The organism is Streptomyces mutomycini, from assembly GCF_001700505.1.
Lineage (GTDB): Bacteria > Actinomycetota > Actinomycetes > Streptomycetales > Streptomycetaceae > Streptomyces > Streptomyces mutomycini.
Map to the genome: position 1 here is coordinate 1 of NZ_MAPV01000167.1, position 21,058 is coordinate 21,058.

At 71.8% G+C, this 21,058-nt stretch carries 15 protein-coding genes; 7 read left to right on the forward strand and 8 right to left on the reverse strand.

The features are described from left to right. Positions 1-230 precede the first annotated feature (230 nt). Positions 231-1,253, forward strand: coding sequence for a glycosyltransferase family 2 protein (locus BFF76_RS23075; protein WP_031093839.1), 1,023 nt, complete (start codon positions 231-233; stop codon positions 1,251-1,253). A 129-nt stretch (positions 1,254-1,382) separates the two neighbouring features. On the opposite strand, the gene BFF76_RS23080 is transcribed toward BFF76_RS23075, so the two are convergent. The 4 genes from BFF76_RS23080 to BFF76_RS23095 all read right to left on the reverse strand — a co-directional run bounded on the left by BFF76_RS23080 (position 1,383) and on the right by BFF76_RS23095 (position 7,349). Then, complete coding sequence (locus BFF76_RS23080) at positions 1,383-3,047, reverse strand: LCP family protein (protein ID WP_381824551.1); 1,665 nt, start codon at positions 3,045-3,047, stop codon at positions 1,383-1,385. Positions 3,048-3,108: 61 nt separating this feature from the next. After that, positions 3,109-4,809, reverse strand: a complete 1,701-nt coding sequence (locus BFF76_RS23085; protein ID WP_079122467.1) for an LCP family protein — start codon at positions 4,807-4,809, stop codon at positions 3,109-3,111. Between the two features lie 220 nt (positions 4,810-5,029). After that, positions 5,030-6,412, reverse strand: coding sequence for an LCP family protein (locus tag BFF76_RS23090; protein ID WP_065848981.1), 1,383 nt, complete (start codon positions 6,410-6,412; stop codon positions 5,030-5,032). A 184-nt stretch (positions 6,413-6,596) separates the two neighbouring features. After that, positions 6,597-7,349: a TIGR03089 family protein gene (locus BFF76_RS23095; protein ID WP_031093845.1), complete on the reverse strand. Its 753-nt coding sequence runs from the start codon at positions 7,347-7,349 to the stop codon at positions 6,597-6,599. 138 nt (positions 7,350-7,487) lie between these two features. Between BFF76_RS23095 and BFF76_RS23100 the strand changes: the two genes are divergently transcribed. The 3 genes from BFF76_RS23100 (at position 7,488) to BFF76_RS23110 (ending at position 11,146) form a co-directional block, all read left to right on the forward strand. Further along, a complete protein-coding gene (locus BFF76_RS23100; RefSeq protein ID WP_065848982.1) occupies positions 7,488-8,834 on the forward strand; it encodes an N-acetylmuramoyl-L-alanine amidase in 1,347 nt (448 codons plus the stop codon). 78 nt (positions 8,835-8,912) lie between these two features. Continuing rightward, positions 8,913-10,004, forward strand: a complete 1,092-nt coding sequence (manB, locus tag BFF76_RS23105; RefSeq protein WP_065848983.1) for a mannose-1-phosphate guanylyltransferase — start codon at positions 8,913-8,915, stop codon at positions 10,002-10,004. 143 nt (positions 10,005-10,147) lie between these two features. After that, entirely contained in the window at positions 10,148-11,146 is a 999-nt protein-coding gene (locus tag BFF76_RS23110) for a DNA-3-methyladenine glycosylase family protein (RefSeq protein WP_065848984.1), read from the forward strand. A 58-nt stretch (positions 11,147-11,204) separates the two neighbouring features. Here the strand turns inward: BFF76_RS23110 and BFF76_RS23115 are convergent, their stop codons facing one another. The 3 genes from BFF76_RS23115 to BFF76_RS23125 all read right to left on the reverse strand — a co-directional run bounded on the left by BFF76_RS23115 (position 11,205) and on the right by BFF76_RS23125 (position 14,112). Beyond that, positions 11,205-12,533 (reverse strand): coenzyme F420-0:L-glutamate ligase, encoded by a 1,329-nt coding sequence (locus tag BFF76_RS23115; protein WP_031093854.1) that lies wholly within the window; start codon positions 12,531-12,533, stop codon positions 11,205-11,207. After that, positions 12,530-13,486: a 2-phospho-L-lactate transferase gene (gene cofD / locus BFF76_RS23120; RefSeq protein WP_053929172.1), complete on the reverse strand. Its 957-nt coding sequence runs from the start codon at positions 13,484-13,486 to the stop codon at positions 12,530-12,532. Before cofD ends, BFF76_RS23115 begins: the two co-directional genes overlap by 4 nt. 86 nt (positions 13,487-13,572) lie before the next feature. Then, positions 13,573-14,112 carry a cysteine dioxygenase gene (locus BFF76_RS23125; protein ID WP_065848985.1) on the reverse strand — a complete coding sequence of 180 codons (540 nt, stop codon included), beginning with the start codon at positions 14,110-14,112 and terminating at the stop codon, positions 13,573-13,575. Between the two features lie 651 nt (positions 14,113-14,763). Between BFF76_RS23125 and BFF76_RS23130 the strand changes: the two genes are divergently transcribed. From BFF76_RS23130 to BFF76_RS23140, 3 genes are all read left to right on the forward strand, one after another. Then, a complete protein-coding gene (locus BFF76_RS23130) occupies positions 14,764-15,027 on the forward strand; it encodes a WhiB family transcriptional regulator (RefSeq protein WP_031093859.1) in 264 nt (87 codons plus the stop codon). 226 nt (positions 15,028-15,253) lie between these two features. Then, positions 15,254-19,099: a glycosyltransferase gene (locus BFF76_RS23135; RefSeq protein ID WP_065848986.1), complete on the forward strand. Its 3,846-nt coding sequence runs from the start codon at positions 15,254-15,256 to the stop codon at positions 19,097-19,099. Next, entirely contained in the window at positions 19,096-20,628 is a 1,533-nt protein-coding gene (locus BFF76_RS23140) for a DUF5719 family protein (RefSeq protein ID WP_065848987.1), read from the forward strand. Before BFF76_RS23135 ends, BFF76_RS23140 begins: the two co-directional genes overlap by 4 nt. A 21-nt stretch (positions 20,629-20,649) precedes the next feature. Here BFF76_RS23140 and BFF76_RS23145 read toward each other — a convergent pair. Then, positions 20,650-21,058, reverse strand: a 409-nt coding sequence (locus BFF76_RS23145) for a metallopeptidase family protein (RefSeq protein WP_079122468.1), incomplete at its 5' end; no start/stop codon positions are given.

Sequence of the window (21,058 nt, forward strand, 5' to 3'; positions counted from 1 at the left end):
GCGGGGGTGCGGGGGACGGGGCGATCGGTGCGGCGTGGGCACGAGGGACACCTCCGCGGTGCGAGTAGGACTTTCGCACGGTAGGCCCATACGATCTGCGGACCGGGACGAGGTCCGGCGGCGCGCGCCGCTTTCCCCCGTTCGCGGTAACGTGGCGGCCGAATCACGCCGCCACCTGGGGTGCGACATCCCCCGGTAGCCCGGCGCCCCCGAGGACCCCCGAGGACCACATGTCTGCCGCGCAGTACCCCGCCGTCTCCGTGATCATGCCGGTGCTCAACGAGGAACGCCATCTCAGGAACTCGGTCCGGCACATCCTGGAGCAGGAGTACGCCGGTGAGATGGAGGTGGTGATCGCCCTCGGCCCCTCGAACGACCGTACGGACGAGATCGCTGCCGAGCTGGTCCGGGAGGACGCCCGCGTCCACACGGTCCCCAACCCGACCGGCCGCACCCCCGCGGCGCTCAACGCCGCGATCAAGGCATCACATCACCCGATCGTGGTACGGGTCGACGGCCACGGCATGCTCTCGCCGAACTACATCGCGACCGCCGTGCGGCTCCTGGAGGAGACCGGCGCGCAGAACGTCGGCGGCATCATGCACGCCGAGGGTGAGAACGCCTGGGAGGACGCCGTCGCCGCCGCGATGACGTCGAAGATCGGCGTCGGCAACGCGGCCTTCCACACCGGTGGGAAGGCGGGCCCGGCCGAGACCGTGTATCTGGGGGTCTTCCGCCGCGAGGCGCTGGAGCGTGCCGGGGGCTACAACGTGGAGTTCGTCCGCGCCCAGGACTGGGAGCTGAACTTCCGTATCCGCGAGGCGGGCGGCCTGATCTGGTTCTCGCCGGAGCTGAAGGTGCAGTACCGTCCCCGGCCCAGCGTCCGGGCCCTCTCCAAGCAGTACAAGGAGTACGGCCGCTGGCGCCACGTCGTGGCCCGCTACCACTCCGGCTCGATCAACCTGCGCTACCTCGCCCCGCCGGCCGCGGTCTGCGCGATAGCGGCGGGCGTCGTCGTGGGTGCCGCAGTCACCCCGTGGGCGTTCGTCGTTCCGGCCGGCTACGCCGCGGCGATCGTCGCCGGTTCGCTGCCCGCCGGGAAGGGCCTGTCGCTGAAGGCCCGGGCGCAGATCCCGGTCGCCCTGGCCACCATGCACATGTCGTGGGGGTACGGCTTTCTGACCAGCCCCCGCTCGCTGGCGAAGAAGGTCATCGCCAGCCGCCGCCCGGCCGTCCGGGAGCAGACGGCCTGACAGTCGCAGGCGCAGAGCCTTACGAATAGGGCCGTACGGCCGGAGCGGGACGCGCGTGGCTCACGCGCAGAGCCTCACGGACAAGGAAGGGCCCCGCCCCGCGGCGGGGCCCTTCCCCGTCCGCGTACGTCAGAAGGTGAAGCCCGGGTTCACCTTCATGCACGCCTTCTCGTTCGCGCCGTTCAGCGGGTTGGCGGAGTCCGGGGTCTTCTCCTCCGCGGCCTTCGCCGGGTACGCCTCGTCCTTGCGCCAGTCAGCTCCCACGGCCAGGACGACACCCGAGACGCCGGTCGACTTCTTCACCTGGGACACCGGGATGCCGAGCGCCTTGGCGACCGCCTGCGCGTCGCCCTCCAGGTCCGCGCTCGGATACAGGATGCCGGTTTTGGCTGTCGGATCGACGTTCTGCGAATCGACCGAGGCCCTGGCGAAGCCCGCCTCCGTCAGCAGCTCCTTGACCGTGCTCGCCCGGCCCTGGGCCGGGCCGAGGGTGTCCGTGGAGGTCGCGTTGCGCACACTGACGGCGATCTCGGAGTCCGGGGCGGCCGGGTCCGTGACGACGGGCGTCTTGCGCTTGGACGCCTTGCCGTCCAGCGGGATGTCCTCGCGGATCATCCGGAAGACCTGCTCGGCCTCGTCGGGCTTCGGGTACACCCGGCCGCTGAACTGCCCCGTGCCGTAGACGTTGGGCATGGTCGTCATGGTGATGCGGTCGGTCGGCGCCTTCTTGAGCTCCTCGGCCAGGTCGTACAGCTTCTTGACGGTGTCGAGGCCCTTGTCGACCGTCAGCGCGCTCGTGGCCGCCTCGGCGAGGTTCATCAGTTTTCCGGGGTCGGTGAGCTTGGTGCCCTTGCGCAGCTCGCGGACCATCGAGTTCAGGTACTGGTGCTGGGCCTTGGTCCGGCCGAGGTCCGTGTTGTCCTCGAAGCCGTAGCGGGTGCGCAGCCACTGGAGGGCCTGCTCGCCCTTGACCGAGGTGGTGCCCTTCTCCAGCTTCAGCCCGGACCCCTTGCCGTCGCTGGTGTGCGAGTAGACGTTGGCGTCGACACAGACGGGCACGCCGCCGACCGCGTCGGCCATGGAGACCACACCCGCGAAGTCGATCATCATGAAGTGGTCGATGGTGATGCCGGTCAGCTCGTACCAGGCGGCCACCGTGCACCCGGGGCCGCCGCGTCCCAGGCTCTCGTTGGTCTGTACGTCGACCGTGCCGGCCTCGTACACGTCGCCGGTCTCGGGGTCGGTGCACTTGGGCATCTTCAGCATGGTGTCGCGCGGCATACTGATGACCGAGATGTTGCTGCGGTCCGCGGAGAGGTGGAGCAGCATCTGCACGTCGGCGAGCGGTGTGCCGCCGAAGGTGTCCTTCGCGCCGCCCAGCTTCTGGTTGGCCTCGGAGTCCCGGGCGTCGGACCCGATGAGCAGGATGTTCAGAGGAGTCTGTCCGGCGGCGTTGGCCTTGTGGTCGGCCATCTCCTTGTCGCCGAGGGTCAGATCCTCCTTCCTGATGTTGCCGTTGAGGTGCTTGTAGTACAGGTAACCGGCGCCGCCGGTGCCGAGTATGAGCAGCGCGAGCACGGACGCCACCCAGCGCAGTACGCGCCGCTTCCCGCCCTTGGCCGCCCGCCGGGCACGGCGGTTGGGCCCGCCGGTGCGATGTCCGCCCTCCGGCTCGGCGGCGGACCGCTCCCGCCGGCCGTGGCCGCTTCGCCCGGTCCGGCCGGACGCGTCGCCTCCGTCGGTGCCCGGCGGCCCGTCGTGCCGGCCGCGCGTCCGTGTCCCCTCCCCGCGCATGCTGCTCCGTCCCACCAGGACCCCCCTGCTCTGAATTCAGCTGTGGCGCGACGACCCGTCGTCACTTCGCGCATTCCGCCTTGTCGGCGCTTGCTCTCTGTATGTCTTCCGGCGCCTTCGCCGGACCGGTGAGGGGAACCCCCACGCCCTCGAAGTCCGCTCCCAGGGTCAGCACCATCGCCTGAGGACTCCCGGTGCCTGCTGCCCCCTGCTTGAGCGCGGTGGCGGGCAGGCCCATGATGTCCGCGAGGGCGCGGGCCTGGTCCCCCTGGTCCGATGCGTACGCCAGCGTCGTTCTTTCGATCTTCGCCGGGGCGTTCGCCATGTTCACCGACTGCGGGACACCCTGTTCGTCCCGCAGCCAGGTGACGGTCGAGCTCGCCGCGCCGGAGATGTCGCCGCCGTTGAGGACGTCGACGCGTATGTCGGCGGTTTCGGCCCTGCTCCCCCCGAGGACCGCTTCCTGCTCGCTCTTCGCCGCCTGCTCCTTCTTCCGCACCTCCGTGAGGGAGGTGTCGGCGCGCATCATCGCGAAGAGCTGCTGCGACTTCTGCGGATCCACGACCACGGTGACCGGCGTCGGCTCGGCCGGATTGTCCTTCACCGGCATGGTGACGAAGGTGATGTTCCTGGTGTCGATCCTGCCGAGTTCCCGGGCGAGCGAGGTCAGCTTACTGATCGACCCGATGCCGGAGTCGACGGTGAGCGCCTCGGTCGCCGCGTCGGCGAGGTCGTAGAGTCTGCCCGGGTCGGTCAGCGTGTCGTCGGACTTCATCCGACGGATCATCGAGCCGATGAACTGCTGCTGGACCTTGATCCGGTCGAGGTCGCTCTGGTTCCCGAAGCTGTGCCGGGTGCGGACGAAGGCCAGCGCGTCCTCCCCCTCGATCGTGGACTCGCCCGCCGGCAGGTCGAGGTGCGAGTCGGGGTCCCTGACCGCCTTGTCCAGGCAGACCGTGACGCCGCCGACGGCCGTGGAGAGCGTCTTGACCGCGTTGAAGTCGACCATCATGAAGTGGTCGACCGGCAGGCCGGTGATCTTCTTGACCGTCCGCATCGTGCAGCCGGGGTCGCGTCCCTCCTGACCGAGGCTGACGTTGAAGCGCACGTGCTGCGAGCCGGGTACGACCTTCCGCGAACCGTCCGCCTGCCTGGTGGTGCAGTCCGGGATGTCCGTCATCAGGTCCCGGGGGATGCTCATCGCCGTGGCGCTGGTGCGGTCGGCGGAGACGTGGAAGAGGATGCTGGTGTCGGCGTGGCCCGTGCTGCCCTTGTCGCCGTAGCCCTCGTTGTCCTCGCCGGTCCGCTTGTCCGTGCCGATGATCAGGATGTCGAGCGGACCGTCGGCCGAGACGTGTCTGCTGCCCGCGTCACCGACGTCGACGGTGTCGAGGTTGCCGTTGAGCTTCCGGTAGAGCGTGTAGGCCCCCGCCGACCCGGCGACGATCACGAAGGCCATGACCCCGCCCGTCCACAGCAGGGCCCTCTTCCGCCGTGGCTTCGACTGCGTGCGGCAGCGGGCGTCCGGCGGCTCCTGGCCGCGGCCTTTCCCGGCGGGACGGCTGGTCCGCTGGGCGGGCACCTCGCCGAGGGATGCCGCGAATTCACTCCGGCCGCCGGACCGGTGCGGTGCGCGGGAAAGGCCGGACGACTCTCCTCCGGAGTGGTTCCGTCGCAATTCGTAAGTGCCGGTCCGCGGGCCGAGCACCCACTGGTCCGCGGGATCGATTTCGTCCGCCCGCCCACGGCTATGCGCGTCCACGGTTGCCTGAATCCTCCGTCGGTGCCACGCGAGGCGCCCCCTGCGGGGCGCTCGGCAGCTCGCTCCGGCCGCGCGCGGCCTGATGGCCTTGAGCGCCGGATCGCGTCACACTATCCGGCGGAATCGGCCACAGGGGGCGCGCGTGACACATTCCACGCTCTTTACAACCGGGCATTACGCCTATTCCGCTCCGATTGCCGCTCATGGCTTGGGAATTGCTTTACGAGCCGCACGGGTCGTCCGCCGCGTTCGATCCCGAATAGGTGGGGGCGGGGGTGGGGCTTCCGCCCGGACCGCCGGGCTTCCGGCTGGACGTGTCCTTCTCGGAGCTGTGATCCGCCTGTGAATCCCGGGCGTTGTTCCTGTCGGCGGGGGCCACGGTCACCGGCTCGTCCTTGCGCAGCTGGGTGAACAGCTGTTCCGCGTCCGGCTGCACGAGCTCGTCGCGGTTCGGATCGAGGTGGTACCCCTTCCGGGGAACAGTCAGGAACTGGACCTTCTCCGTCGGCACGTTCCGCATTCCGCGCACCAGGTCGTACAGATCCCTCAGTGAGTCGAGGCCCGGGTCCGTGGTCAGCGACTTGGTCGCCGCGTCGAGCACCGGGTAGAGCCGCGTCGGGTTCAGCAGCACGCCGTTGCTCTGCATCTTGTTGACGAGGGCCCCCAGGAACTTCTGCTGACGGTCCATGCGCTCGGTGTCGCTGCCGTCGCCGATCGACTTGCGGGCCCGTACGTATCCCAGGGCCTCCTCGCCGTCCAGCTTCTGGCGGCCCGCGGGAAGCTTGAGATGGGCGTCGTCGTCGTCGACCGGCTCCTTGAGGCACACTTCGACGCCGTCCACGGCGTCGACCATGTCCTTGAAGCCGTTGAAGTCGACGACCATGTGGTGGTCGATGCGAATGCCCGTCATCCTCTCGACCGTACGGATCGTGCAGGCCGTGCCGCCGAGCTCGAAGGCCCAGTTGAACTGGGCGAACTGCTTCTTCGTGGCTTTGCCGTCGTCCTTGTGGCAGCTCGGGATCTCGGTCATCAGGTCGCGGGGGATCGACACGGCCGTCGCGCTCCGGCGGTCCGCCGCCAGGTGCAGCAGGATCGTGGTGTCCGAGCGCTGGCTGCCGCCGTCGTCCCGCCCGTAGGCGCTGTTCTCCCCGGAGCGGGTGTCGGAGCCGATGAGCAGGATGTTCCGGGCGTCCCGCGCGATCGGCAGCGGCCGGTCCTTCTCGTACGCCTTGAGCTCGGCTGCGGCGCCCGTGTCGGTCGTGATGTTGCCGTCGAGTTTCTTGTACAGCCACCAGCCGGCCCCGGCCGCCACCAGCACGAGGAACGAGGCGCCGAGAGCGGTCCAGCGGAGCCAGTGGCTCCTGCCGTCCCGCGGTCCGCGCCCGGGACGCTCGCCCCAGGTCCCGGGCACGGAGCCGCCGTCGTTCCCGGACCCCGCTCCGCCGTCGCCGGCCGCCCGGGCCCCGGGGCCCTCGGCGGAGGCGTCGTCCTGCGGGGCCGCCCCGGAAGCGTCCTGCGGTCCGTCCGGCCCGCCCCCGGCCGGATGGTCCGGGCGGTCCGGCTCGGACGGGGTACCGGGGCTGTCGCTCACGTCTGCGTCCATCCTTCACGTTCGGCGGCGCGATGGGCCGCCGGTCGCAGAAGTAGACGGCTGAACCTCACGCTTGGTTGTGCATCCGGACGGCGTTCCCGACGGTGCTTGCTACCGCACGATCATGTACCGCCGCCGGTGCTCAGTCCCGGGGGCTCGGCCCGTCATCGGCCGGACGAGTGGCTCGGCGTGCTTGTCATACCGCGGTGGCGGTGATCCGCTCGCTCTCGACGCGCTTGCCCAGTGCGTTCTCGTCCAGCCGGTCCAGGTGACGGCACAGGACCACGGAGCCCCCGGCGGCCAGCGGTGCGAAGAGCCCGGCCGACAGGCCCTCCCAGGTGTCGTACGTACGCCCCGTCAGCAGCCTGGAACCCGGGCCGAGTCCCAGCCGGTCCGCGTCCTCGCGGGCCCGCGCCACCAGTTGGTCCGCCGTCAGGACGGCGCCGCCGACGGTCAGCGCGGATGCCGCGGGGTCCACCGGGGCGTACGGAGCGAAGCGGTCGCCCTGGCCCGGCACCTCCACCGCGTAGTCCGCGAACCCCTCGGGCGGCTGCGGGAAGCGTCCGCCCATGGGCCGCAGGGCCAGCGCGACCCGCTCGCCACGGCAGGCCCGTGCCCGGTCGAGCGTGTCCGGCCCGCTCACCACCAGATCGGCCGACGCCGGGTCGCCCTGCACCTCGGCGACGACGCCCACCGACGAGCAGGCGAGGAGCCAGACGGCCGACTGCCAGTGGGCGGGGAGCAGCAGAGCGAGCCGGTCGCCCGGCTCCGCGGCCAGGTCGCCCTGGAGCAGGTTGGCGGTCTTGGCCACCCAATTGGCGAAGGTGGCCACCGACAGTTCGACGCGCTCTCCGGTTGCGTCGTCGTAGAAGGTGACGAGGGGGCGGCCGGGGTCCGCGGCGAGCGCGGATCGCAGCAGGTCGGCAGGGGTGCGATCACTGGCGTTCATCCGCGCAAGGGTACGCGGCGTCCGCCGGCCGGCCGGGGTGACGGGTGCCCCGTACACCGGTTCGGCAGACGGTGCGTCAGCTGGAGGCGGCTTTACTCCAGTAGCCGGGAATGCCGGATTCTGTCAAGGATTTCCTGTATGCGTGCACTTCTTGCAACCTCCATCGGCGTCACCTGCGCGACGGCACTCACCCTCCCGCTCGCCGACGCGGCACCCCGGACCACCGGAGAACCCACCGAATCCATGACGCCCCCGGCCGCACAAGGACTGCTCCGGCGTGACGCCCACCGCTTCTCACTCGTGGGCGTGATCTGGGACGACGCCGACGCCGAACTGCACGGCACCGTCCAGGTCCGCACCCGTGCGACCGGCACCGCCAGGTGGTCGGGCTGGCAGTCCCTGGAGACCCACAACACCGACCACGCCGCCGACTCCGGCAGCCCCGAACGGGATTCCGGCAGGGTGCGGGGCTCCACCGCTCCCCTCTGGGTCGGCGACTCGGACGGCATCGACGTACGCGTGCGGTCCGGGAGCGACGGACCGCGAGGCGGCGGCGCCCCCGACGCCTCGCCCCTCCCCGCAGGCCTCCAGGTGGAGCTCGTCGACCCGGGCGAGGACCCGGTGGAGCCGCGCGCGGAGGACACCCCTGAACCGGGCACCTCGTCCGCCGTCACCGCCGGCACCCCGTCGCCCGGGACCGCGACGCCCGCCACGGCCGCCCAGCCGGGCCCGCTCCCGGAGTCCGCCGGTCTCACCGTGGCCGCGGCCGAGAGCTCCGCGGTCAACGCCGACCTCGCCCCGCTGGGCGCCAGCGAGATCGCTCCGCTGAGCAAGGCCGAGTCGGAGGAGCAGGCGGTCGTCGGCGCGGGCGCCAAGCCCTTCGTGGGACCGCGCCCGGGGATCGTCACGCGCAAGGGCTGGGGCGCCGACGAGAGCCTGCGGGAGCGCACCTTCGCCTACACCTCGACCGTCAAGGCGGCGTTCGTCCACCACAGCGCCACCGGCAACAACTACACCTGCGCCCAGGCGCCGTCCGTCCTGCGCAGCATCTACCGCTACCACGTCAAGAGCAGCGGCTGGCGCGACTTCGGCTACAACTTCGCCGTCGACAAGTGCGGAAAGATCTACGAAGGGCGTGCGGGGGGCGTGACGAAGGCGGTCCTCGGAGCGCACACCCTCGGGTTCAACACGAACAGCATGGGCATCGCGGTCCTCGGGTCGTACAGCTCGAAGAACCCGCCCGCCGCCGCTGTCACGGCGATCGCCAAGCTCACCGCCTGGAAGCTCGGCCTGTTCGGCCGCAATCCCAAGGGAAAGGTCACACTCGTCTCCGGCGGGAGCGGCAAGTACAAGAAGGGTGCGAAGGCCAGACTCAACGTCATCTCGGGTCACCGCGACGGCTTCGCAACCGAATGCCCCGGAATCCGTCTCTACAAGAAGCTCGGCAGTGCCCGGACCACTTCGGCGAAGCTGCAGGGCCGCTGACCGGGGGGCCCCGCACGGTCTGCATACACTGGCCAGCCGAAACGAGGCCCGGCCCCAGCAGGAAGCAGAGACGGTGCTGTGACAGAGGCAAAAGAAGCGATCCTCCTGGTCGGTGGCAAGGGCACCCGGCTGCGCCCGCTCACGGTGCACACCCCCAAGCCGATGGTTCCGGCGGCGGGGGTGCCGTTCCTCACGCACCAGCTGGCGCGTGCCCGGGCGGCCGGGGTGGAGCACATCGTGCTCGCGACGTCCTACCTGGCGGAGGTGTTCGAACCGTACTTCGGTGACGGTTCGTCGCTCGGCCTCTCCATCGAGTACGTCACCGAGGACGAACCCCTCGGCACCGGCGGGGCCATCCGGAACGTCGCGTCGCGGCTGGCCTCGGGGCCGGACGAACCCGTCATCGTTTTCAACGGGGACATCCTCACCGGCCTCGACATCAGGGCCCTGGTCGCAGCGCACGCCACCTCCGGGGCGGACGTCTCCCTGCACCTCACCCGGGTGGAGGACCCGCGCGCCTTCGGGCTCGTGCCGACGGACGCCACCGGCCGGGTGACTGCCTTCCTGGAGAAGCCGCAGACACCCGAGGAGATAGTCACCGACCAGATCAACGCGGGGGCGTACGTCTTCCGCCGGTCGGTCATCGACACGATTCCGGCCGGCCGGCCGGTCTCCGTGGAGCGCGAGACCTTCCCCGGACTGCTGGCCTCCGGCGCCCATCTCCAGGGCATGGTGGACTCCACGTACTGGCTGGACCTCGGTACCCCGCAGGCGTTCGTCCGCGGCTCGGCCGACCTGGTCCTCGGCCGCGCCCCGTCCCCCGCGGTCCCCGGCCGCTGCGGCGACCGGCTCGTCCTGCCCACCGCATCCGTGGCCGTCGACGCCAAGCTCACCGGCGGTACGGTCGTCGGCGAGGGCGCGCGGATCGGCGAGGGCGCCAGGATCTCGGGCTCCACCGTGCTGGACGGCGCCGTCGTCGAACCGGGCGCGGTGGTCACCGACTCGCTCGTCGGAGCCGGTGCCCGGATCGGCAGCCGTTCGGTCCTCACGGGTGCGGTGATCGGAGACGGCGCCCAGATCGGCGCCGACAACGAACTGCGCGAGGGGATCCGCGTCTGGTGCGGCGCGGTCCTCCCGGACGCCTCGGTCCGCTTTTCGTCCGACCAGTGAGCGGTCCCCCGTCCAGCCGGTGAGCAGTCCCCACCGCCCGGTGCGCGGTCGGTGCCGGCCGCCGCGTGGCCGGCTTCATCCGGTGTACGGTCCGCGTCGGCCTTACCCTCGATAGGCACCCCCGACGACCGAGGACCTCACCCGTGGCAGGACGCTTCGTACCCCGCACCACCGTCGTGCCCCGGCAGGAGCCGGTGGTCACGGACACGCCCGCCCCGGCACTGACCCGGACCTGGGCGCCACCGGGCCCGCTCGACCTGCGGCTCGTGCTGAGCCCGCTGCGCCGCGGCCCGGCGGACCCCGCCTACCGGGCGCTGCCCGACGGAACCCACTGGCGGGCGACCCGCACCCCGGCCGGTCCCGGCAGCCTCCGCGTCTCCGCGTCCCCAGACGGCCGGGTCTCGGCGGCGGCCTGGGGGCCCGGCGCGCAGTGGCTGCTGGACGGGCTCCCGGCGCTGCTCGGCGCCGACGACGTCCCGGACGACTTCCACCCGCGCCACCGGCTGCTCGCCGTGACCCGGCACCGCCGGCCCGGGCTGCGCCTGCTGCGCACCGGGCTGGTCATGGAGTCCCTGATCCCGTCGATCCTGGAACAGAAGGTCACCACCGACGAGGCCTACCGCGCCTGGCGGCTGCTGCTCCGCACCTACGGCACCCCCGCCCCCGGCCCCGCCGACGCGGCGTTCGGCTCGTACGGCCTGTACGTCATGCCGGACGCCAGGACCTGGTCGCTGATCCCGTCCTGGGAGTGGCACCGCGCGGGCGTGGACGCGAAGCGCTCCGCCACGATCCTGCGCGCGGTCCGGGTGGCCCGGCGCATGGAGGAGGCTGCCGCGATGGAGCTCCCCGCGGCGATGGAACGGCTGCAGCTGATCCCGGGCATCGGGCCGTGGACCGCGGCGGAGACCCTGCAGCGCTCGAACGGCGCGGCGGACGCGGTGACGGTCGGCGACCTCCACCTTCCGGGCATCGTCGGACACGCGCTCGCGGGCAACAGGAACGCCGACGACGAGGAGATGCTGGCGCTCCTCGCCCCGTACGAGGGCCAGCGCCACCGGGCGACCCGACTGATCATGCTGTCGGGCCGCACCCCGGCGCGCCGTGCACCCAAGATGACGCCGCGCGACATCGCCCGGCTGTAGTCCGTGGGCCTCGGCGCACTGCTCAGCGCACTACTCGGCGCACTACTCGGCGCACTGCTCAGCGCACGGTGATGAACGCCCCCGCGTCCCGGGCGGCCCGCGCCGGCGGTGCCACCTTCGGGTGTCCCACGGCCACCGCGCCGAGCGGATCCCAGGAGTCCGGCAGGTCCAGGACCTCACGCACCACGGACCGGCAGAACATCGTCGACGACACCCACGCCGAGCCGAGCCGCTCACCCGCCAGGGCGACCAGGAAGTTCTGCACGCCCGCACCGGCCGCGACCACGAACATCTCGCGCTCCGCGGCGTCCCGGCGTTCGTCCCCGTAGGTGTGCGAGCCGTCCATCACCAGGCACGGCACCGCGAGGTACGGCGCGTTGCGCAGGACGTCGCCCCGGCGCACCCGCTTGGCCACCGACTCCTCGCTGCGCCCGTCCCGGCGCAGATCCGCGATCCACGCGTCCCGCATGGCATCCAGCAGCCGGGTCCGAGCGGCCCGGGACTCCAGCAGCACGAACCGCCACGGTGTCGTGTGGTGGGGTGCGGGGGCCGTGACCGCCGCCGCCACCGCACGCCGTACCGCCCCGGCGTCCACCGGCTCGTCGGTGAACTCCCGCACCGTGCGCCGGAGATGCAGGGCTTCCCGCACCGCCTCGGACGTACCCAGCCGGAACATGTCGTCGGCCGCCACCCGCACCATCGCCCGGGCGCCTTCGTCCTCGGACGTGCCGGAGTCCGCCACCACATGGGGGAGACCGCGCACCACCGCGACCGGCAGACCGGAGGCCTTGCCCTTCACCAGGTCACCGGCCGCGGCCAGTTCGTCCGCCGTGGCCACGACGGTGGCGCTCAGCGGATTGCCGTGTCCGTCGGTGCCTCCCCGGAGGTCGTCCAGCACCCTGACCCCGGCGGCCCCGATGGCCACGTCCGTGAGGCCGTTGCGCCAGGGACGGCCGAAGGTGTCCGTGACGACGACGCCGACCTCGACCCCGAGCGCGTCCCGCAGACCGGTCCGGATCGCCCGGGCCGATGCGTCCGGGTCCTCGGGCAGCAGCAGGACCGTCCCGGCCGGGGTGTTCGAGGCATCGACCCCGGCAGCGGCCATGACCAGTCCCTGCCGGTTCTCCACGATCCTGAGCGTCCCGCGCCGCGCGACCACCCGGACGGTCTCCGCGTCGATCGCCGCCTCCCGGTCGGTGGCCTCGACGATCCGGCCCTCCGCCTTGGAGACGATCTTCGAGGTGACCAGCAGGACGTCGCCGTCCACCAGGCCCGGCTCCGTCGTGGCGATCAGCTTCGCGAGGTCGTCGCCCTCCCGCACCTCGGGGATCCCGGGCAGGGCCCACACCCGGTACGAGGGCGCCCCGCCGGCCGGCGCGCCGCTCATGCCCGTACCTCTTCGGCCAGCGCCAGGGTCTGCCGGGCCATCTCTGCGGTGGCGTCCACGTCCGTCATCATCAGCGGGACGGCGCGGCAGCGGATACCCGCCGCTTCGACCTCGTCGACCACTCCGGCGTCCACGGTGTCGACGAGCCAGCCGTCGAGCAGACCCGAACCGTAGTGCCGGGCGACGGCCGCGGCGGTGGACTCGACGCCCACCGCGGCCAGCACCTTGTCGGCCATGCCCCGCACGGGCGCGTCGCCGACGATGGGGGAGAGCCCGACGACGGGGACCCCGGCTTCGGCGATCGCCTCCCGGATGCCCGGAACGGCGAGGATGGTGCCCACGGACACGACGGGGTTCGACGGAGGGAAGACGATGACGTCGGCCTCGGCGATGGCTTCCAGAACGCCCGGCGCGGGCTTGGCCTGCTCCGCTCCCACCGGCACCACGGCCTGTGCGGCCACGGAGGCGCGCATCTTCACCCAGTACTCCTGGAAGTGCACGGCCCTGCTCTCGCCGTCGACGTCCACCGCCACGTGCGTCTCGACGCGGTCGTCGGACATCGGGATCAGCCGGACCCCCGGCTTCCACCTCGCGCACAGGGCTTCGGTGACCGCGCTCAGCGGATAGCCCGCGCCGAGCATCTGCGTACGGACGATGTGGGTCGCGAAGTCACGGTCGCCCAGACCGAACCACTCGGGGCCCACGCCGTACGCGGCGAGTTCGTCCTTGACCCGGAAGCTCTCGTCGGTACGCCCCCAGCCCTGCTCCTCGTTGATGCCACCGCCGAGGGTGTACATCACGGTGTCGAGGTCGGGGCAGACCTTCAGTCCGAACAGATGGATGTCGTCGCCGGTGTTGCCGATCACCGTGATGTCCGCGTCGGGCGCGGCCTGTTTGAGGCCACGCAGGAAACGAGCACCACCGATACCGCCGGCCAGAACCACAATGCGCATACCAACAGTCTGTCAGGCGGAGCCTGATCCTTGTGGGGGTGGTGGCGGGCGACGGGTGGGACGTGCCGGTCACCGGTTGCCGGCTGTCAGGCCGGTACGGCGTCCTGGGTGGCCGGAGCGCACTGGGCCGCATGCATCGGCATGTCGGTCAGGCCGGGGAAGTAGACGTGCAGGCTGACGGCGGGTTCCAGGGAGTCGTTGACGACCTCGTGGACGTAGCCCGGGGCGAAGACGCGCTGGGTGCCCGAGCCCAGTGACTGCGCGCCGCGCACAGTGCGTTCGGTCAACTCGCCGTCCAGGACCGTGAGTACGCCGGACGAGAGTCCGTGGTCATGGAGTCCGCTGCCCTGGCCGGGGACCCAGCTGAGCAGCCATACCTCGTAGCCGATCGGGGCCTCCCCCGGTCGAGCGGAGCCGAGAGCCTGGGGAACGGTCTGCAGCCGGTGGTACCAGCGGGTGGTGGTGTCGTACCGGACGAGCGGGGCCCACCAGGAGCGGTCGGCGGCGATGGAGCGGGCGAGTCCGGCGAACCCGGCCACGGTGGAGGGGTGAGGGCTGGCCGGCTGCAGAAGGTGCTGGACCTCAAGGATGTCGCCGGCGATCGAAAGGTCGCTGTCGCTGTTCATGGGTGCGGTGGTTCCTCGGCAGGTGGATGCGCGTGCGGGGGGTGTGACGCGGAGACCGGAATCCGGTGAAACGAAGCTGGATCAGAGCTGGAGCGCAGGGCTTCAACAGCTGTGACAGCTGGAACAGCAACAGCGAGCCTGGACAGCCGTACGGAACCCACGGGCGTGGGTCGTGTACATCACTGCGGTCGCTTGCATGCGATTAAGGAGACCGGCTGGGTCCGCCTCCTGTCAACCCAATGCCCGATTTGACGGCATTGTTTCACTCCATCCGGTTGTCGATGGTGGAGAAAGGTTTTAGCCGCCACGAGAGAGGCAAGGTGCGCATCAACTGTGTCCGTAAACGCGGTTGAGGGCTCGTGACCTTACTGTGATCTTGGTCGCTTCGGTGATCAAATCGAAACATCGGGGCGGTCTCGCTCGTCTCGCTCAGTGAGAAGCGTCGGCGGGCGACACCGGTGGCATATGTCAGATTTTTGGCGATTTGGGTACTTTCCGCATACGCTTGGTTCCGCAGAGTGAATACCGAGGCCAATAGCAGATCTTCGCTTGACTGGCCCGAAGCTACACACTTGTAATTTCACTCGTGTCGTTCGGCCGCACCGATAACGGCCGCATCACGGGGACGCAAGAGACAGACGAGGGGCGCACATGACCGAGCTGTTCCAGCAACTGCTGGTCGAGGACGCGGACGAGGAACTCGGCTGGCAGGAGCGCGCGCTGTGCGCCCAGACCGACCCCGAGTCCTTCTTTCCTGAGAAGGGCGGCTCCACCCGCGAGGCCAAGAAGGTCTGTCTCGCCTGCGAAGTCCGTTCGGAATGCCTCGAGTACGCCCTCAACAACGACGAACGGTTCGGGATCTGGGGCGGTCTCTCCGAGCGTGAGCGGCGCCGCCTGAAGAAGGCCGCCATCTGACGCCGCCTGCCCCGCCCCCGGGCCATCGGTGTGTCAGGCCGTCTCCGGCGCCTTCGGCCGCCTCCGGTTCCCGCCGGTCAACCGCTCGGCGCGGGGCGGACATCCGTACCGTTAGTGTGGGGCCCCGTCCGAGAGACGCGCCAACGCCCCGCCGGGGCGCGCGTGTACACCGATGCAGCCCCCGGGGGGACCCCCCTCCGGACCCGGCCGGAGGGCCCCTACCCCGATGTCCGTGCACAGCCACTCGACGGCGCCGAACGAGGCCGCCGCCCCAGAGTTCCCCCGGCACGTCGTCACCGCCGTGCTCGTCTCGCACGACGGCGCACGCTGGCTGCCCCGCGTGCTAGGCGGACTGCTCGGGCAGGAGCGTCCCGTACAGAACGTCGTCGCCGCCGACACCGGCAGCGCCGACGACTCCGCCCGCCTGGTCACCGAGGCGCTCGGCGGTGAGCGCGTCCTCCATCTGGCGCGGCGCACGAGCTTCGGCACCGCCGTGGAGGAGGCCACCCGCACCGCCGGGGTCCTCACCCCCGACGACCTGCCGTACCTGAAGCGCCCCAGCGGCTGGGACCCGGTCACCCGGAGCTGGCGTGACGACGCCTACGACCTGCCGGAGCTTCCGCACGGCGAACCCGTCCAGTGGCTCTGGCTGCTGCACGACGACAGCGCCCCCGAGCCGGACGCGCTCGCCGAGATGCTCCGCGTCGTCGACAACGACAAGCACGCCGCGATAGTCGGACCGAAGCTGCGGGGCTGGTACGACCGCAAGCAACTCCTCGAGGTCGGCGTCTCCATCGCCAACAGCGGACGCCGCTGGACCGGGCTGGACCGCCGCGAGCAGGACCAGGGCCAGCACGACCAGGTCCGTACGGTGCTCTCCGTCTCCTCCGCCGGCATGCTGGTGCGCCGCGACGTCTGGGAGGAACTCGGCGGCTTCGACCGCAGGCTCCCGCTGATGCGTGACGACGTTGATTTTTGCTGGCGCGCCCACATGGCCGGCCACCGGGTGCTCGTCGCGCCCGACGCGGTCCTGCGGCACGCGGAGGCCTCCGCCAGGGAACGCCGCCCCATCGACTGCGCCGGACGTTCCGTCACCAGCCCGCACCGCGTCGACAAGGCGGGCGCCGTCTACACGATGCTCGTCAACGCCCACGGCAGGCAGCTGCCGTGGGCCCTGCTACGCCTTCTCGTCGGCACCCTCGTGCGCACCCTCGCCTATCTGGTCGGCAAGGTGCCCGGACAGGCGCTCGACGAGGTCGCCGGGCTCTTCGGCACGCTGCTGCGTCCCGGGAGGATCATCGCCGCCCGCCGCGCGCGCGGCAGAGGAGTGGTGGACGCGGCCGAGCTGCGGTCGCTGTTCCCGCCGCCGGGCGCCACGGTCCGCGCCACCGTCGAACAGATCGCGGGCAATTTCGGCAACCGAACCGAATCCGACTCCGGCGGTTCACGGCACGGAGCGGTCGAGTCGGGGCCCGGCGGCGACGACGCCGACTTCCTGGAGATCGAACAGTTCGCCCGGCTCAAGAAGGTCGGCCGCAAGCCGGGCCCCGTGCTCTTCGCCCTCCTCCTTCTCATCTCACTGGTGGCCTGCCGGGGTCTCCTGTCCAGCGGCGCCCTCGCAGGTGGTGCCCTGCTGCCCGCCCCCGCGGACGTCTCCGACCTCTGGGGGCGCTACGCGGACGGCTGGCACCCCGTCGGTACCGGCGGAACCCAGTCCGCGCCTCCCTACCTGGGCGTGATCGCCGCACTGTCGGCGCTGTTCCTCGGCTCCACGGGCTTCGCGCTCACCCTTCTGCTCGTCTGTTCGGTCCCGCTCGCCGGGCTCACCGCGTACTTCGCCTCCCGGCCGCTGATCGAGTCCCGGCTCCTGCGGGCCTGGGCGAGCGTCGCGTACGCCTTCCTGCCCGCCGCCACCGGAGCGCTGGCCACCGGACGTCTCGGCACGGCCGTCCTGGCCGTCCTGCTGCCCCTGATCGCCCGCGCGGCCGTCGCCGCGCACGGGCTGCGGGGCGACGGCTCCACCGCGCGGGGCAGTTGGCGCGCCACCTGGGCATACACCCTGCTGCTCACCTTCACGACGGCCTTCACCCCGGTCGTCTGGCCACTCGCGGTGGTCCTCGGCATCGGCGTACTCGTGCTGCGCCGGAGTGACATCGCCGCGTACGGACTGCGCTTCCTGGCCACGGCCGGCACCCCGATCCTCGTCCTCGCGCCCTGGTCGCTGTCCCTGCTGACCAGCCCGTCCGGCTTCCTGAGGGAGGCCGGGCTCGACATCGGCACGGGCACGGCGTCCGCCCTCGACCTGCTCGGTATCAGCCCCGGCGGCCCCAAGGCCGCGGGCGGCGTCCTCCTGCTGGGCATCGTGCTGGCGGCGCTGGCCGCACTGCTGCGCGGGGAGCGGCAGTTCGCGATCCGTACCGCCTGGGTCGTCGTGCTCGTCTCCCTGGTCTTCGCGGGGATCTCCAACGGCTCCACCTGGGCGGGGCCGGCCACCCTCGTCTACGGCATCGCGCTGCTCGCCGCCGCCCTGCTCGGCGCGGACGGGGCCCGGGTACGGGTCGCCGCGCTGAGCTTCGGCTGGCGTCAGCCGGTCGCCGCGCTGATCGCCCTGGCCGCCGGGCTCGCCCCGGTCCTGGCCGCGGCGGGCTGGATGATCGGCGGCGCCGCCGGTCCCGTGGAGCGCCGTGACCCGGTGCAGGTGCCCGCCTTCGTCGCGGAGGAGAGCAGCACCCGCGACCAGGCCCGCACCCTGGTGCTCGGGGGCACGTCCCCGGCCGCCGTCTCCTACACCCTGGTCCGCGGCTCCGGCGCCCGTCTGGGCGACGCCGAGCTGACCGAGGCCGGCGGCAGCAACAGCCACCTCGACAAGGTCGTCGCCAACCTGGTCGCGGGCTCCGGCGCCGACCAGGGCAGCCAGCTCAGCGGCTTCGCGATCCGTTACGTCCTCGTGCGGGACGGGGCGCCCCGGCAGATGAGCCGGGTGCTGGACTCCACCCCGGGCCTGAGCCGGCTCAGCCAGCTGGACGGCAGCGCTCTGTGGCGGGTCGACCGCCAGGTGTCCCGTATAGCGATCGTCCCCTCCGGCGCCGGCGCCGAGCCCGTACCGGTCGGATCGCTGCCCGTCGAGGCCCACACCGAGATCCCTGAAGGTGACCCGGGCCGGGTACTGCGCGTCGCCGACGCGGCGGACGCGGGCTGGCAGGCCACGCTGAACGGCCGGGCGCTGACCCCGAAGACCGTGGACGGCTGGGCACAGGGTTTCGAGCTGCCTGCCGAGGGTGGCACGCTGGACCTCACCTACGACGCCCCCGTCACCCACACCGCCTGGGTCTGGACGCAGGTGGCACTCTTCGTCGTCCTGGTGGTGCTGGCACTGCCGGGCCGGCGCCGGGAGATCGACGACGACCTGCCCGAGGAGACCGAGGCCGTGGCGGCCGAGCCGGTCGCCGGGGAGGGCCGCCGGGCACGCAGGCTGCGTGCGGCCGCGCAGGCGGAAGCGGTGGCCGCGGGCGAGGACCCCGCGGGCGCTGCGTACGCGGAGGGCGGCACGAGGGCCGGCTACGGCGAGGCGGCTCCCGGTGTTCCGGAGCAGGCGCCGGGAGAGTACATCCCGGCTCAGCAGAGCGCCGATCCGTACGCGGCGGGTCCGGGGAACCACCAGGACGGCACCGGTTCGTACGCGGCTGTTCAGGGCGACCACGACGGCACCGGTTCGTACGCGGCTGTTCAGGGCGACCAGGACGGCACCGGTTCGTACGCGGCGGTGCCGCAGCAGAACTACGGGGAGTGGGACGCGCAGCAGTACCAGGGCGCCGACTACGGCCAGTACCAGGGCGGGCAGGACCCCGGCCAGTACTACCAGGCCGATCCCTACCAGCAGGACCCGTACCAGCAGCAGGGCGCGTACGACCCGTACGGCTACGACGCCCAGCAGCAGCCCTACGCCACGGGGACGGGCGAAGCCGCCCCGTACGACGGGCATGACGGGCACGACGAGAACGCGACCCCGGGCCAGGGCCCGTGGCCGAACGGCAACGGCAACGGCAACGCATCGCGAGGCGAGTCCGAGTGAAGTCCACCCCCCTGTCCCTCATCGCGGGCGTCGTCGCCCTCTCCGCCGTCACCGGTTTCGCCGCGCTCACCGCGCCCGGCGACGAGGGCCCGGCCGAGGCGAAGGCCGCTTCCCGGCTCCCGGTCGAGCGCTCCAGCCTGCTCTGCCCGGCGCCGAGCACGTCCGATCTGGCGGAGACGACGTACACGTCCTTCACCCCGGCCGGGAAGGGCGGCGGAGAGGCCGGTGCCGCCGAACTGAAGCCGGCCGAGGCCCTTCAGGCGGACGAGGAAGCGGCGGCGGACAAGGAGAAGGACGGCAAGGACGACGGGGACAAGGAGAAGGCGGCGGACGGCAAGCCCGTCGTCTCCCTGAAGGAACTCGGCAGGCCGGCATCCGCCGACACCTCCGACTCCGGCGCCCCCGCACTGGTCGGTACGGCCACCGGGAAGTTCGCCCCGGGCTGGACCGCCCAGCAGACCACCACGGCCGCCGCGGGCGGTGCCCGTGGCCTGCTCGGCGTCAGCTGCACCGCCCCCGACACGGACTTCTGGTTCCCGGGCGCGAGCACCGGGAAGTCCCGCCAGGACTACGTCCACCTGACCAACCCCGACGACACCGCCGCCGTCGCCGACATCGAGCTGTACGGCGCCGAGGGCCCCCTCGAGTCCGATTCGGGGGAGGGCATCACGGTCCCCGCGAAGTCGAGCGTCCCCCTGCTGATCTCGACCCTGACCAGCGAGGCCGCCGAGAACGTGACCGTCCACGTCACCACCCGGACGGGACGCGTCGGCGCGGTCGTGAGCGCAGCCGAGGACGAGGTGGGCAGCGACTGGCTGGCCGCCTCCGAGGACCCGGCGGGCACCCAGGTCCTGCCCGGGATCCCGGCCGACGCCACCTCCGTACGCCTGGTCGCCTTCGCGCCCGGGGAGGACGACGCCGATGTGAAGGTACAACTCCTGGGCAAGAACGGGGCGTTCTCACCGGCGGGGAACGACACCCTGCACATCAAGTCGCAGATGACCGCGAGCGTCGACCTCAAGAACGTCACACGGGGAGAGCCCGGCTCGCTCCGGCTGTCCCCCGTCGATGGCAGCAACACGCCGGTGGTGGCCGCGCTGCGCGTGGTGCGCGGCACCGGCGCGAAGCAGGAGATCGCCTTCATCCCGGCGACCGGCCCCGTTGGAGAACGGGCGAGCGTGGCCGACAACAGGGCGAAGGGTTCGGTGCTCTCCCTGACCGCCCCGGGCGGAACGGCCGAGGTCAAGGTCACCGCGTCGGCGGGCAGCGGGGGCGGCGAGGCGACCGTCAAGACGTACACGGTCAAGGGCGGCACGACGCTCCAGGTCACGCCCGGGACCCCGGCCGGTCTCAAGGGCGGCTACGCCCTGACGGTGGAGACCGTGTCGGGCGGTCCGGTGCACGCCTCCCGCACGCTCACGCTCACCGAGGGCGGAGTCGGCATGTTCACCGTGCAGACGATGCCGGACGACGGTGGCATGGTCGAGGTGCCGGCGACGGAGCAGGACCTGTCGGTCCTGGACGACTGAGGCCCGGCGCCGCGGGCGGCCTCAGTCCTGCCCGTAGCGCGGGTCGACCGACTCGGGCGAGAGGCCGAGCAGCTCCGCGACCTGCTCCACCACGACCTCGTGCACCAGCAGGGCGCGCTCGTCGCGGCTCTTGGTACGGATCTCGACGGGCCGCCGGTAGACGACGATCTGCGCGGGCTGCCCCTTCGCCGCGGGCAGTGCGCGCCCCAGCGGCACGGTCTCCTCGAGCGAACCCGGCACGTCGAGGACCAGGAAGTCGACATCCGTCAGCTGGGGCCAGCGGCGCTCCAGCCGCTCCACCGAGTCCTGGACGAGGTCGCGGAAGCTCTCGGCCCTGCTGACGGACAGCGGCACCTGGGGCGGCGCGACCGGTCCGCGCATGCCGCGGCCATGGCGGTCACGGCGTCGGGGCCGCGGCTCGGACGGGTGG

Coding starts and splice junctions, on each gene's coding strand:
- BFF76_RS23125 (WP_065848985.1), bottom strand. CDS start 14,112: ATGAACAGCGACAGCGACCTTTCGATCGCCGGCGACATCCTTGAGGTC.
- BFF76_RS23080 (WP_381824551.1), bottom strand. CDS start 3,047: ATGCGCGGGGAGGGGACACGGACGCGCGGCCGGCACGACGGGCCGCCG.
- BFF76_RS23095 (WP_031093845.1), bottom strand. CDS start 7,349: ATGAACGCCAGTGATCGCACCCCTGCCGACCTGCTGCGATCCGCGCTC.
- BFF76_RS23090 (WP_065848981.1), bottom strand. CDS start 6,412: ATGGACGCAGACGTGAGCGACAGCCCCGGTACCCCGTCCGAGCCGGAC.
- cofD (WP_053929172.1), bottom strand. CDS start 13,486: ATGCGCATTGTGGTTCTGGCCGGCGGTATCGGTGGTGCTCGTTTCCTG.
- BFF76_RS23075 (WP_031093839.1), top strand. CDS start 231: ATGTCTGCCGCGCAGTACCCCGCCGTCTCCGTGATCATGCCGGTGCTC.
- BFF76_RS23115 (WP_031093854.1), bottom strand. CDS start 12,533: ATGAGCGGCGCGCCGGCCGGCGGGGCGCCCTCGTACCGGGTGTGGGCC.
- BFF76_RS23130 (WP_031093859.1), top strand. CDS start 14,764: ATGACCGAGCTGTTCCAGCAACTGCTGGTCGAGGACGCGGACGAGGAA.
- BFF76_RS23135 (WP_065848986.1), top strand. CDS start 15,254: ATGTCCGTGCACAGCCACTCGACGGCGCCGAACGAGGCCGCCGCCCCA.
- BFF76_RS23100 (WP_065848982.1), top strand. CDS start 7,488: ATGCGTGCACTTCTTGCAACCTCCATCGGCGTCACCTGCGCGACGGCA.